Source organism: Enterococcus sp. DIV1298c, assembly GCF_017316315.1.
GTDB classification, from domain to species: Bacteria; Bacillota; Bacilli; order Lactobacillales; family Enterococcaceae; genus Enterococcus_B; species Enterococcus_B mangumiae.
Map to the genome: position 1 here is coordinate 1 of NZ_JAFLWG010000007.1, position 13,475 is coordinate 13,475.

At 38.0% G+C, this 13,475-nt stretch carries 13 protein-coding genes and 1 tRNA gene; 9 read left to right on the top strand and 5 right to left on the bottom strand.

Annotation, left to right across the window (positions count from 1 at the left end; genetic code table 11):
* Positions 1-357: 357 nt before the first annotated feature.
* On the bottom strand, positions 358-567 hold the full coding sequence (locus JZO83_RS01330; RefSeq protein WP_206858012.1) for a DUF378 domain-containing protein: 210 nt from the start codon (positions 565-567) through the stop codon (positions 358-360).
* A 212-nt stretch (positions 568-779) separates the two neighbouring features.
* On the opposite strand from JZO83_RS01330, the gene JZO83_RS01335 reads away from it, so the two are divergent.
* Positions 780-1,472, top strand: coding sequence for a DNA-directed RNA polymerase subunit omega (locus JZO83_RS01335; protein ID WP_206858010.1), 693 nt, complete (start codon positions 780-782; stop codon positions 1,470-1,472).
* Between the two features lie 154 nt (positions 1,473-1,626).
* Positions 1,627-1,902, top strand: coding sequence for a hypothetical protein (locus JZO83_RS01340; RefSeq protein WP_206858009.1), 276 nt, complete (start codon positions 1,627-1,629; stop codon positions 1,900-1,902).
* Between the two features lie 142 nt (positions 1,903-2,044).
* Here JZO83_RS01340 and JZO83_RS01345 read toward each other — a convergent pair.
* Positions 2,045-2,127 (bottom strand) — tRNA-Leu (locus tag JZO83_RS01345).
* Between the two features lie 64 nt (positions 2,128-2,191).
* Here JZO83_RS01345 and JZO83_RS01350 point away from each other — a divergent pair.
* The 4 genes from JZO83_RS01350 (at position 2,192) to nagA (ending at position 6,156) form a co-directional block, all read left to right on the top strand.
* On the top strand, positions 2,192-2,353 hold the full coding sequence (locus JZO83_RS01350) for a hypothetical protein (protein ID WP_206858007.1): 162 nt from the start codon (positions 2,192-2,194) through the stop codon (positions 2,351-2,353).
* 135 nt (positions 2,354-2,488) lie between these two features.
* Positions 2,489-3,706 (top strand): pyridoxal phosphate-dependent aminotransferase, encoded by a 1,218-nt coding sequence (locus JZO83_RS01355; RefSeq protein ID WP_104872146.1) that lies wholly within the window; start codon positions 2,489-2,491, stop codon positions 3,704-3,706.
* A 390-nt stretch (positions 3,707-4,096) separates the two neighbouring features.
* A complete protein-coding gene (locus JZO83_RS01360; RefSeq protein WP_206858003.1) occupies positions 4,097-4,933 on the top strand; it encodes a helix-turn-helix domain-containing protein in 837 nt (278 codons plus the stop codon).
* A 74-nt stretch (positions 4,934-5,007) separates the two neighbouring features.
* Positions 5,008-6,156 carry an N-acetylglucosamine-6-phosphate deacetylase gene (gene nagA, locus JZO83_RS01365; protein WP_206857995.1) on the top strand — a complete coding sequence of 383 codons (1,149 nt, stop codon included), beginning with the start codon at positions 5,008-5,010 and terminating at the stop codon, positions 6,154-6,156.
* An 83-nt stretch (positions 6,157-6,239) separates the two neighbouring features.
* On the opposite strand, the gene JZO83_RS01370 is transcribed toward nagA, so the two are convergent.
* Positions 6,240-7,028 (bottom strand): MerR family transcriptional regulator, encoded by a 789-nt coding sequence (locus tag JZO83_RS01370; protein ID WP_347401499.1) that lies wholly within the window; start codon positions 7,026-7,028, stop codon positions 6,240-6,242.
* Positions 7,029-7,190: 162 nt separating this feature from the next.
* Between JZO83_RS01370 and JZO83_RS01375 the strand changes: the two genes are divergently transcribed.
* Positions 7,191-9,782: an HAD-IC family P-type ATPase gene (locus JZO83_RS01375; RefSeq protein WP_206857983.1), complete on the top strand. Its 2,592-nt coding sequence runs from the start codon at positions 7,191-7,193 to the stop codon at positions 9,780-9,782.
* A 333-nt stretch (positions 9,783-10,115) separates the two neighbouring features.
* On the opposite strand, the gene JZO83_RS01380 is transcribed toward JZO83_RS01375, so the two are convergent.
* Together JZO83_RS01380 and JZO83_RS01385 are read right to left on the bottom strand one after the other, a co-directional pair.
* Positions 10,116-10,490 carry a hypothetical protein gene (locus JZO83_RS01380; RefSeq protein ID WP_206857982.1) on the bottom strand — a complete coding sequence of 125 codons (375 nt, stop codon included), beginning with the start codon at positions 10,488-10,490 and terminating at the stop codon, positions 10,116-10,118.
* A gap of 9 nt (positions 10,491-10,499) precedes the next feature.
* Positions 10,500-11,228 carry a DNA/RNA non-specific endonuclease gene (locus tag JZO83_RS01385; RefSeq protein WP_206857980.1) on the bottom strand — a complete coding sequence of 243 codons (729 nt, stop codon included), beginning with the start codon at positions 11,226-11,228 and terminating at the stop codon, positions 10,500-10,502.
* A gap of 126 nt (positions 11,229-11,354) precedes the next feature.
* Between JZO83_RS01385 and JZO83_RS01390 the strand changes: the two genes are divergently transcribed.
* Together JZO83_RS01390 and JZO83_RS01395 are read left to right on the top strand one after the other, a co-directional pair.
* Positions 11,355-11,879 (top strand): NfeD family protein, encoded by a 525-nt coding sequence (locus tag JZO83_RS01390; protein WP_206857979.1) that lies wholly within the window; start codon positions 11,355-11,357, stop codon positions 11,877-11,879.
* A 13-nt stretch (positions 11,880-11,892) separates the two neighbouring features.
* On the top strand, positions 11,893-13,374 hold the full coding sequence (locus JZO83_RS01395) for a flotillin family protein (protein ID WP_206857978.1): 1,482 nt from the start codon (positions 11,893-11,895) through the stop codon (positions 13,372-13,374).
* Positions 13,375-13,475 lie beyond the last annotated feature (101 nt).

Genomic DNA, 13,475 nt, shown 5'->3' on the forward strand with positions numbered 1-13,475 from the left:
TAACGAGTAATACTTTAACATGATGCAACATTTCATAGGTGATAGAAACGTAACAGTTTATGACAAAACTACCTTTTTTGTAATAATTAACGAAACATATGTAATTGAAAAACGCTTTCTTTCGCTTAAATAAAAGAATGTATGTTCTCGTTTTTTGAAGAATGATATAGTTAAGAAAGTCTTAAGCTAACAATAAATAAGTGATTTTTTGATTGAAAAGAGTAAAAAAGGCGATATAAAGTAATCATCTGGACTCATGAAGATGCCCTTTCGAGAGGATAATCAGAGATTTTTGAAAATAAAAATAGAACATAGAGCAACTAGATGCTCCATGTTCTAAAAATCAAATCCCAACTATTAGTTTTCAACACGATTGGAGATCATTGGAAAGAATTTCAAACAGTAAATAGCGCAAATCCCGACAATTATATAAATAGCTTTAGCTAAAATTGTTGTTGAACCACCAGCAATCATCGCCACTAAATCAAATTCTAATAAACCAACCAATAACCAGTTCAATCCTCCAACGATCAATAATGTTAAAGCAATCATATCTAACGTTTTCATTGAAATTACCCCTTTCCTATATGACTTACTACCATTATAAAACAATTAAAGGATTACTACTAAAATACTGCTTGTAATTTAATCCTTAGGTGCCTTTATTTCAACGTTTATACAGAATCATAGAAATGTGATACAGATATGTCTTGACATTAGGAAGGCAAAAGATTAGATTTATCTGGTTATAAAATAATTATTTCATTAAGGAGAAGAACATGAAAAAGAAATGGATTATTGGTGGATTGATTGCGTTGTTGTTGGGAGCTATTGGTTATACAGGTACGCGTTTTGCAGGAGAAGTTTTATTTTGGGGAGGTGAAGCTGATATCGCGAAAATCAACGAGAATCTTGATAAACTTGATCAGCAATTAACAAGTCATCAACAAAAAATCACCGATTTAACTAGTGTATTAGCGACTAAAAATCAAGAACTTCAAGAGTCACAAACGAAAGCACAAGAATATCAGTCTAAAATCTCTGATCTAGAAACGCAAAAAAGTCAATTAGTTGCAGAGCAAACAAACTTACAAAATCAGTTAACTAGTAAAGAAAACCAACTAAAAGACAAACAAACTGAAATCAACAATAAAATCAATGAAATTAGTCAAAAAATAAGCGAAATCAATAATTTGAACAGCCAATGGAATACAAGACTCCAAGAGATCCAAGTAAAATATACGGAAATGCAAAATAGCGTCAATCAGTTAAATGAACAAATCGCTCAACTAAGCCGAGAGAAAACAAACTTACAATCCGAGTTAGCAACCACTAAAAAACAATTAGAAACTATTTCAGCAGAAAATAGTAGTTTAAGAAGTTATATTGCTCAATTAGAAAAAGCGAGAAGTGATGCGAAGTTGACAGCGGCAAAGTCTCAACAAATCGTTGATCGACAAGTCAGCAAGTAATGAGATCTAAATCGATAAAAGAAAAGCGAGAAGAAACGGTCGTGACGTATTTATATAGATAGTAAGTACGCTGTAAAAGTTGTTTCCTAGTAGAGAATAAAACTTGAAAAACTGAACGTTTGTTCGTATAATAGTAAGGGAGGGGGAGATGACAATGGAAAGAAAATATGGAACGGTCTCGAAAATCAGATTGTTAAAATTAGGAGAAAAACCATTGATCCGTTTTACTTTAGGAACAGAGAATTGCTTGATTGCGAGCCATAGCTTGAATTTTATTGCCGATGTCGATGATGGGATGAAAATCTTTGTAAAAGGCTACTATAACAACCGCAAACAATTTGTTGTCAAAGACTACACGGTATTAGAAAAACCAAACATTGTCGTCGCTTTTGAAAATAGCCCCTTTCCTAGACAAAAACTAGTAAAGTGATTCAACAAGAATAAATGGTGAAAGAAGTAGCCAATAAGTTTACCTATATATAGGTAGAAGATAAATAATGTTTTGATGCGTTGCCTCTTTTAAAAATGAAAACAAAAAAACTCATGGCTTGAACCATGAGTTTTGTTCATTATGCAGACGATGGGATTTGAACCCACACGAGCTTACGCTCACAAGACCCTCAATCTTGCATGTCTGCCGTTCCATCACGTCTGCAAGAAACAACAATATAATCATAGCGAGTAACGAAATAGATGTCAAGATAAGAAAGAGGAAAATCATGAATAAGTATGATGGAGAATTCTCGATTTTAGGAATGATAGCAGGCATCATCATCGGATTAGCATTTGGGAAGTTAGCCATGGGGATATTTTTAGGGGTGATCATTGGGATCGCTATGGATTGGGCAGCAAATCTTTGGAATGATCGCCAAGAGAAGTAAACTCAAAAAAAGTTGATTTTCATCTAGGATTTTTTTAAAACGGTGGCAAAATCCAGATGAATGGAGTATGATATGGAAATAAATGAGTATAATCAGAAATTTCTAACTTTTTTTGAAACGAGGGATTGGATCACTATGAGAGAATTTGAAAAATCCAATAAATTAGAAGGCGTAAGCTACGATGTCCGCGGGCCTGTTCTTGAAGAAGCAGAACGAATGCAAGAAGAGGGCATCAGTATTTTGAAATTGAACACTGGAAATCCAGCTCCGTTTGGATTTGAAGCACCAAATGAAGTGATCCGAGATTTGATCATGAATGCCAGAGATTCAGAAGGTTATTCAGACTCAAAAGGGATTTTTTCTGCACGAAAGGCAATCGAACAGTATTGCCAGTTAAAAAAATTCCCAAATGTGACGATCAATGATATTTATACTGGTAATGGTGTCAGTGAGTTGATCACGATGTGTATGCAAGGGTTGCTTGACAATGGCGATGAAGTATTGGTTCCTATGCCAGATTATCCTTTATGGACCGCTTCCGTTTCATTAGCTGGAGGAAAGCCCGTTCATTATGTGTGTGATGAGCAAGCAGAGTGGTATCCAGATATTGACGATATCAAATCAAAAGTAACGAGTCGAACAAAAGCGATCGTGATCATCAATCCAAACAATCCAACGGGGGCTTTATATCCAAAAGAGCTACTTGAAGAAATCGTGAAAATTGCCCGAGAACATCAATTGATCATTTATTCAGATGAAATCTATGACCGTTTAGTGATGGACGGCTTGGAACATATTCCAATTGCAACGTTGGCACCTGACTTGTTTGTTGTGACCTTGAATGGATTATCAAAATCTCATCGTGTGGCAGGATTCCGTGTTGGTTGGATGGTATTAAGTGGAGACAAATCAAATGTCAAAGGTTACATTGAAGGGTTGAACATGTTATCTTCGATGCGTCTTTGTTCCAATGTCTTGTCGCAACAGATCATCCAAACTGCTTTAGGTGGCTACCAAAGCGTGGATGAATTATTGTTGCCAGGCGGACGGATCTACGAACAAAGAGAATATATCTATAATGCGATCAATGATATTCCTGGACTATCAGCAGTTAAGCCAAAAGCAGCCTTTTATATCTTCCCGAAAATCGATACGAAACGCTTCAATATCACGAATGATGAGCAGTTCGTCTTAGATTTTCTACATGAGCATAAAATCTTGCTTGTTCATGGAGGTGGCTTTAATTGGCCAGATCCTGATCATTTCAGAATCGTGTACTTGCCTAAATTAGATGACTTAAAAGTGACAGCAAAAAAAATGCGCGAATTCCTGACAACGTATCAACAAAGATAGGAAAGTTGATAGCTTAACGATTACATGTACGCAAAGCACTTGACTCGTGAGTGGATAACTCGCGGGACAAAGCGGATTTTAAGAAGTAAGTGGTGACCGATGAAAATGGAACACAGTGATTTTTGTGGGTGATTGCTTACTTCTTAAAAATCCAATGCGTTCATTTGATCCATGGGTTTACTGAACTTGTGGGAATAAGTGTTTGTTTTAACCTATTTACAAGTAAATATGACTTTACCTAAAAGCCGTCCCGACACCGAGACGCTTTTTTAATGCCAACTATTTGAAAACCAAAAATGTTGCTGTTGGTCTTTTCTTGAAGTTTGCAAAGTAGTCAAGTACAATACATGTAGTCATGCGAATACGCATATTTTTTAGAGGAGGATACTTATGGAAGCGTTAGTCGATTCCTTTGGTACGATCATCAAAGAAATCCGAAAAGAACAAAAAATGACCCAACAAATGCTTTCACAAGGCATTTGTTCTCAAAGTGTGCTGAGTAGAATTGAAAATAACGAAGAGTTACCGAATGTATTGGTAATGGCGCAAATCTGCCATCGACTTGGAGTGACAATCGATTATGTGATGAATTTATCCAAAGATAAATTTCGAGCAGCAACGAGACAATTTGATCTTCTAGATCTTTATTTTCTAAAAAGAGATTATCGTAAATTAGAGCAAGAACTAAAATCAGCGAAAGTAACAGAGAACCTGTATTCCGCTGAAGATTTTCAACGGTATTACTATTATTTAGGCGTTTGTGAATTTACGTTAAGGAAAAACTTAGTACAGGCGCTCAGCTACTTAAAAGAAGCATTGACTTATTCAAGTCAAAAAGATCGAATCCACGTCTGCGATATTGAGATCCAATTGATCAGCTGTATTGGTAAAGTCTATGGTGTAGCGGGGAGAAGTACGGAAGCAAGATATTATTTAAGCCGTAGTGTTCAACTGTTGCATGAGACAATGAACGATCATAACAAAAGCGAGCTGACACAAATTTTTTATAATTACGGAAGTTTTTTATTTCATCAAGGAGAAAGTGAAGCAGCGCTTGAACAAGTGAATCAAGGCATTCGCTGGGCACAAGAAAAAAATAGCTATTATTATTTAAATGATTTATTTATTCTGAAAAGTTTGATATATAAGCAACAAAATGAACTATCAAAAGCGTTGTTTTATGAAGAATTAGCTCAAGCTGTAAAAAAAATCGCAAAAAGTATATAAATGGTGTAGACCATTCTTGACTTCTCTCGTAAATAAGAGTAATTTAAAGGTAGATCATCAAAGGAGAGAATAGAATGAGAACTTATATCTATGCTGACAAATTCTTTTTGGCATCTGGTGTGAAAAATGCTGGATATCTTGAAATCACTGATGGACTTTTTGGAGAGTATCTTTCAGAAAAACCAACAGGAGAAGTAAAAATCATTGATCAAACTGGCAAATGGATTGCCCCTGGACTTGTAGACACGCATATTCATGGGTTTATGAATCACGACGTTATGGATAATGACGCTGAAGGTATTAAAGCCATGTCAGAAGGATTATTATCTTGTGGAGTCACTGCATTTTTACCTACCACATTGACTTCTAGCAAAGAACGTCTAAAAGACGTAGCAGAAACCATTGGAAAAATGTATCACGAAGCTCCTGGTGCTAAAATCAAAGGGATCTATTTTGAAGGCCCATTCTTTACAGAGGAACACAAAGGCGCACAAAACCCAAGTTATTTTGGCGATCCAGATCTAGCTGTCTTCAATGAATGGCAAGAAGCTTCTGGTGGTTTGATCAAAAAAATCGCCTTAGCTCCAGAGCGTTCAGGTGTTGAAGAGTTTGTCAAACAAGTGACCGATGAAGGCGTTGTCGTGGCGTTAGGTCATAGTAATGCGACGATCAACGAAGCGCAAGCCGCAGTTGAAGCAGGAGCAAGCGTGTTTGTTCATGCATTTAATGGTATGCGTGGATTGAATCATCGTGAGCCTGGGATGGTTGGTGCATTATTGTCATTAGACCACGTGTTTTCTGAATTGATTTGTGACGGTCACCATGTCCATCCAAATGCTGCTCAAATCTTGATGGAAAAAGCAGGACATGATCATGTTGCATTGATCACGGATTGTATGATGGCTGGCGGCATGCCAGATGGCAACTATAATCTAGGTGAGTTTCCAGTTGTCGTTAAAGACGGAACAGCTCGTTTAGAATCTGGTAATCTAGCTGGAAGTATTTTAAGATTAAAAGAAGCAATCAAGAATGTAGTTGATTGGGGCTTAGCTACGCCTGAGCAAGCCATCATGATGGCTACTTACGTTCCAGCGGTCAGCTGTAAGATCGACGATACATGTGGAAAGATTGCTAAAGGAAGAGATGCTGATTTCATCGTCTTGAATCCTGACATGACTTTAGATGCCACTTATTTAGATGGTGTAGAACGTTACCATGCATAAAAAATGAAAAACAGCCAAAAGGGAAGAAGCAGATCGTAGCTTCATTCTCTTTTGGCTATTTTTGTGTTGTTTTTATAGGATCGTTACTGGATCAATACTTCTAAACGAGTAATAAATTCATCTTGGTCATTCGTTTCATGGAAATCAACGAGGTATAGTTCATAAAATGGACTTTTTAGTTCTAGTTTGTGTGTTTCCGCATATTTTCTCATTTCTTGAATACCGATGATTTGTTGCTCATAGCCTCCTTGGTATGTGTAAGTCAAGTATTTCCCTGAGGGCAAAGTGGATACTTCATTGATCAGCGAGGCAGTTTCTGGATAGAAATAGAAGACTTGATAGGCAATAGGATCCGTATCTTCATGTAAAATACTTCCAAATAGATTTTGATTATTGGCACTAAGATGTTTTTCATGCTTTTTGTGCAGTTGCTTCAACGCATAATCGACATCATCACTTGTCGTCATCTCATCGTCTTTGATCACTTGACGCAATTGATGATCCATCACGATCGGTTGATGGAAAGGAGTGTCTTCTACTTCATAGATCAACTGTAAGCGATCATCCAGTAAGGCGATTTTTTCTTTAGATTCTTCAATCAAGCGATGCAAAGAATCAATTTCAAAACGTAAAAGTTCTTTTGTGCGTTCAATGTTTTTATTTTTAAGGTATTCGACGATATCTGGTAGAGAAACATCGAAATATCGCAAATCTCGAATCGTGTTTAGTTGTTCTAGTTCTTTATAAGAATAGTTACGATAGCCATTATCGTCATAATCTGGTTGGATCAAACCGATTTTTTCATAGTACCGTAAAGTATGTGGGGTAATATCATATAATTTTGCTAATTCATTGATTTTCAATCGATTCACTTCCATTTGATTTTATTTATAGCTTGTCTCTGTTTCTCATTTTACTATTAGTTGGTTAGAAAAAGCGAGTTATTTAAAAAAATGTCAAAAAAAGCATTGACCTTAGAGCTACTCTAACCTGTAAGCTTATTTTAGATTAGTAATTGTTGGAGGAGAAAAAGTATGGAGTGGTATAACAAGTCAACTGAGGAAACATTCGAACGGGTTCAAGTCACAGATTTTATTTCAGAAAGTGATCGTCTTGAACGACAACAAAAATTTGGAAAAAATAAAATGGAAGAGCAAGACCAAACGCCTGAATGGCAAAAATTCTTATCTTATTTCCACGATGCTTTGATGTACATCTTATTAGGTGCTGCAATCTTGAAAGTAGCAACCGGAGCATTGATGGAAGGCGGGATGATTTTTTTAGTTGTTTTTCTAAATGCAATGATCGGTTATTTCCAAGAACGGAAAGCAGCCTCATCTTTAGATAGTATCAAAGGATTATTGAGTGATAAAGCAGTGATTTTGGAAGACGGTAAAAAACGTGAAATCGATCCGACTGAGTTGGTCGTTGGCGATCAAGTAGTTTTGACTGCTGGAGATATCGTACCAGCGGATGTTCGGATCATTGAATCATTCAACCTGCAAGTGGATGAAGCAATTTTAACAGGAGAAACACATTCTGTCAGCAAAACTAGCGAGAGTTTACCAGAAAACACAGAATTAGCGGAACAAATCAATATGGCTTTTTCTGGCACAAAAGTTGAATCTGGAAATGGGCTAGGCGTCGTTGTTGAAGTAGGTCCGAATACTCAAATCGGTAAGATCAGTCATTCGTTATCGACGGTTGAAGAGCAAGAAACACCATTATTGAAAAAAATCAAAGAAATGAATACAAGTATTTTTAAAGGAATCAGTGCGTTGATTTTATTGATTGCGATCGTTTCTTATTTTTACTACGGCATGACGTGGGGCTATATAGCGACGGCGATCATCGCTTTGATCGTTTCTTCGATTCCAGAAGGCTTGCCATCGATCTTAACCATTATTTTATCGGTCGGTGTGAATCGAATGGCAAAACAAAATGCGATCGTAAAAACATTACCTACTGTAGAAACATTAGGAGCAATGACGGTTATTTGTTCAGATAAGACAGGAACATTGACAAAAAATGAAATGTCTTTGGTCCACATTGCGACATTGAATGATTGGTACACGCCTCAATCATTTACAAAAGCATCACGTACAAAAGTTGAGGAGTATTTGTTCCAAGCGATGCACAATTGTCAAGAAACACAATTAGCAGATGGCGCTTGTCCTGAAACTGGAAATGCAACTGAACTTGCATTATTACGTTATACAAACACGCAACAGGCAAAGATTTATTCGCCAATCGCTAAGATCCCATTCGATTCAGCGTATAAGTATATGAGTACCGTCCATGAGATCAATGGCAAAAACATCCTGTTCGTCAAAGGGGCGCCTGATGTATTGATTGAAAAAGCTGGCCAACAAATGGATGCTAGAGGTACGATTCAAGCCATCGATAAAAAACGTTGGAATAAGAAAAATGAAGATTTGGCAAGTCAAGGGCAACGTGTTCTAGCTTTCGCTATGAAAGAAATCGGTGATGCAGACTTATCACATGATTCATTAGATGCAGAGTTAACAATGATCGGTCTGTGTGGTGTGATCGATCCACCGAAAGAATCAGCGATCGAAGCTGTAAAATCGATGCAGCAAGCAGGAATCCGTGTGAAAATGATCACTGGCGATCATCCATTGACGGCTAAAGCCATCGCAAAACAATTAGGATTGCAAAATCATCAAACTGCGATCACAGGAAAAGAGCTGAATCAACTTTCAGAGCAACAATGGCAACAAGCAGTAAGTGAAAATGATGTGTTTGCTCGAACGACACCAGAACATAAATTAGCGATCGTGTCTTATCTGCAAGAACAAGGTGAAATTGTAGGAATGACCGGAGATGGTGTAAATGATGCACCGGCATTGAAGAAAGCCGATGTAGGGATCGCTATGGGAATCAAAGGGAGCGATGTGAGTAAGCAAGCGGCGGATATGGTCTTAGTCGATGATAATTTTGAGACGATTGCTTACGCAGTAAAAGAAGGTCGTCGGATTTTCGATAACTTGAAGAAAACCATTCTCTTTTACTTGCCAACCTGTTTGGCACAAGGGTTATTGTTGCTGTTCTCATTGATTGGAAACTTCCCATTACCATTAACGACTGTTCAAATTCTTTGGTTAAACCTAGTGGCTTCAATCACTTTATCTTATGCGTTAGGATTTGAACGAGCGGAAAAAGAAGTAATGAGTCGCCGACCACGACCACTAGATGAGCGAATCCTTTCGCGATATGCGTTGATGCGTATCTTATATGTGGGCATGATCTTAACGATCTTAGGTTTGACTGCGATGGAATATGTCTCAAATGATGCCCGTCAAACGGTGTTGATCAATGCGATGGTCTTTGGTCAAGCCTTCTATATGATCAATTGCCGCCGAATCAGTGAGTTTAGCTTGGACAAAGGATTATGGAAAAATACAGCATTGTTTTATTCAATTGGGATCATGGTCTTGCTTCAAGCAGCGATGATCTGGTTCCCACCATTGCGAATGGCATTAGGAACTAACTTGTTATCAAATGCAGAAGTAGTCATCAGTCTTTTACCAGGATTACTTTTATTCTTCTTAGTAGAAATCGAAAAATATATTTTATCAGCTAGAAGTTACAGAGTTGATGCTTGATCGTCTACTTTCTCCATGAAACCAGATAGGTAAACTAGAGAGAATTTCTTCGAAAAAGTAGCTGTTAAATACTTCTACAACGAATGTAGAGCTAAAAAAATGCAAAGCGATCGAAATGATGGGTCATTTCGATCGCTTTTTTGTGTAAACATTCAAATCATCAATCCATAGATAAGCTTCATTTCTCGCTAATTTCTAAGGAAATATTAGCAAGCACATGGAACATCAAAAAATGTCATCCACGAAATTCGCAAGGAAGATTTCGTGGACGACATTTTGTTTTTCGAGAATAAAGGTTTTTTTCCGATTTTTTTATTTGTAGATTACTCTAATCTAATTAGCGGGAAAATCAAAAAAATCGACGATCGATTTTGAAGAGTTTGCGTATCTTATAAGTAGATCGGCTAAACTCCCATTGAATTGCTGGATTTCTTCTTTCTGGTGCGAGCGAGGAAGTAAATAGACCGTATCATCATTTGCCAAGACGTAATCGCCATCGATCGTACGAGCAACCAAGTGAAAGGATGAAAGGAGCTTCGCGAGATCCTCTTCATTAAGTGATGTATAATCGATCGTCCGTAGAATACTAGCTTTAAAATGTTTTGAAGAAGGAAAAAAGACAAGTTCTTCATAATCGGTCAGTTCTTTCTCTTCAAGCCATGTAAGTGTTTGTGCCAATGTACCGTTTTTGTTCAATTGTTCAAACAATCGTTTCACCTACTTTTTATTTGGGATCAACACAGTAAAGTCGATCGTTGGATTATTGCCTGTTCCTTTTGCCTCTAACTCGACACTTTCAGGGATCAGTTCATCGCCAGCGTAATGCGGAGTAACACGATAACGAACAGTTTCCCCATGGTTCAATGCTTTACGGATCTTTAGTTCATAAAAATTCATATAAGGATCGTTGACGGGAAATTGAAACAAAGTAACTAAATTTCGCTTATCGTCGCCACTGCCACCGAATTGTTTAGCGATCAGATGTCCCCGAGAATGATCATATCTCGGCCCAGAAATAAATCCAGGAGGGCGGATGTCACGATTTGCACTAGTTCCTGTGTTGATCATTGATTTTTCCAGTAAGGCATCCGCACCAGTTGGTCGTCCTAGCTGATCAAGCGCATGATACTCGATCCATCCATGGTTCGTTGAAAAATCATTTGCGGTGAATGATGCTTGCCCTAAGTCTTGCGGCCCAGGATTGTTTCCAGTTGGTGCTAAGTCTTCTTCTTGCGGTAGGCCATTGTTTCTTTGTTCAGATGAGTTCTGTGTTGCATTTTCTTTTTCTGTTACGCTCTCACCAGATTCTTTATTTAAAGAAGCAGATTCACTGTAGTCAGTGGTGACTGTTGGCTCTTCGTTCACTAAGTCCATTCCGATAAATCCGATTGCACCCAAAACAACTAAAGAAATCAATGTTCCCCATAGTTTTTTTAAATTTTTCATTCTTTCACCTCGCTTATTAGTATAAGGCAAAATAAAAAGGACTAAAAGTAAAAACTTTATCCAAAGTAGAGTAATTATATAGGTGATTATGATATGATATTCTTGTACACAAAGGAGGCGAATGAGATGATAGGAGGAATCGCAATCATCACGATTTACTGGTACGTTCTACTCATATGTGCCGGGATTGCAGTGTTACTTGTTATTTTTGGAGATGTCTTTGATTTCGATGGACCTATCGATCCGATGCTGATCGTTCCTTGGTTGACTTTTACTAGCTTGTTAGGGTATTTGGGCGAATCCTTGACCGACCAGTCCTCGTTAGTGATTTTCGTTATCAGCGCCATTATTGCAACCGTTTTAGTCTTTTTGTTGAATTTTTATGTCTTGATGCCAATGAAGCATGCAGAGTCATCGCTATCGGCTTCTGAAAAATCATTGGAAGGTCAAATCGCTACGGTGGTGACGCCGATACCGATCCAAGGAATGGGTGAGATCCAACTGAAAAGTGTTACTGGTTCGATCAGTCGTCCCGCTTGCTTTTATGCGCCTCAGGAGACAATGATCAAACGAGGAGAAAAGGTACTGATCATTGAAGTAAAAGATCGTGTTTGTTACGTTACGCCGTACGAAAGTATGTTGAAAATGTGAAGGAGTGGAAAAAATGGAAATATCTGGAGTGTTTGTAGCAATTGTTTTAGCAGTATTGATCGTTTTGATGCTATTGATCGTCTTTGTAGCCAAGTACCAAACGGCAAAACCAGACGAAGCATTGATCATCAGTGGTAGTTATTTAGGAAGTAAAAATGTCCATGCGGATGAGAGCAACAACAAAATCAAGATCGTTCGTGGTGGCGGGGCATTCGTACTGCCAGTTTTTCAACGTTCGAATCGCATCAGTTTATTATCAAGTAAATTAGATGTATCTACCCCAGAAGTTTATACCGAACAAGGGGTTCCAGTAATGTGTGACGGCACGTCGATCATCAAAATCGGTTCTTCTGTAGAAGAAATTGCGACAGCTGCGGAACAATTTTTAGGGAAAACGCGTGAAGAACTTGAAAATGAGGCTCGTGAAGTCTTAGAAGGTCATCTACGTTCGATCTTAGGTTCGATGACAGTGGAAGAAATTTATCAAAATCGTGACAAATTCAGCCAAAGCGTACAAGAAGTGGCCTCTGTGGATCTAGCGAAAATGGGCTTGATCATTGTTTCCTTCACGATCAAAGAAGTACGTGATAAGAATGGTTACTTGGATTCATTAGGGAAACCACGGATTGCTCAGGTCAAACGTGATGCAGATATTGCAGAAGCGGAAGCACTAAAAGAGACACGGATCAAAAAAGCGGAAGCAGAAAAAGAATCACAAGCTGCCGAATTACAACGTCAAACAGAGATCGCTGAGTCTCTGAAAGAAAAAGAATTGAAACTAGCTGCTTACAAGCAAGAGCAAGATGTGGCACGAGCAAAAGCTGACCAAGCGTATAATTTAGAAAGCGCAAGGGAGCAACAACAAGTAATCGAACAAGAAATGCAAGTAAAAGTCGTTGAACGTCAAAAACAAATCGAACTAGAAGAAAAAGAAATCATTCGTCGTGAAAAACAATATGATTCTGAAGTGAAGAAAAAAGCAGATGCTGATCGTTATGCGAAAGAACAAGAAGCGCAAGCGCAAAAAGTCAAAGAAGTGACAGAGGCAGAAGCGGAACAATTTAGAATCGAAGCATTAGCGCAAGCTCAGGCAAATCAGACTCGTTTAGCTGGGCAAGCTGAGGCGGAAGCAACATTAGCAAGAGGGAAAGCCGAAGCTGAAGCAAAACAAAAAATCGCAGATGCGTTCAAAGAATATGGAGAAGCGGCTGTGCTTAGCATGGTGATCGAAATGTTGCCTCAATTGATGCGTGAAGCGGCACAACCTCTTGGAAATATTGAAAAAATCTCTGTCGTTGATACAGGTAGTGCCTCAGGTGAAACAGGCGGTGCTAATCGGGTAACGAGCTATGCCACAAACTTGTTGTCTACGACACAAGAAACATTGAAAGAAACAACTGGATTGGACATCAAAGACATTATAGAAAATCTTTCTACTCGCGGAAATTCTCGACAATTGAATGTCTATGAAGGATCAAACGAACCGAAAGAATAGGCGTTGAATGAAAAAAACTCAGAGGAGTTGTACTGACCACAAAAGTTAGACCAAGATACTAACTTTTGAAGGTCACTACAATTTTTCTCTGAGTTTTTTTA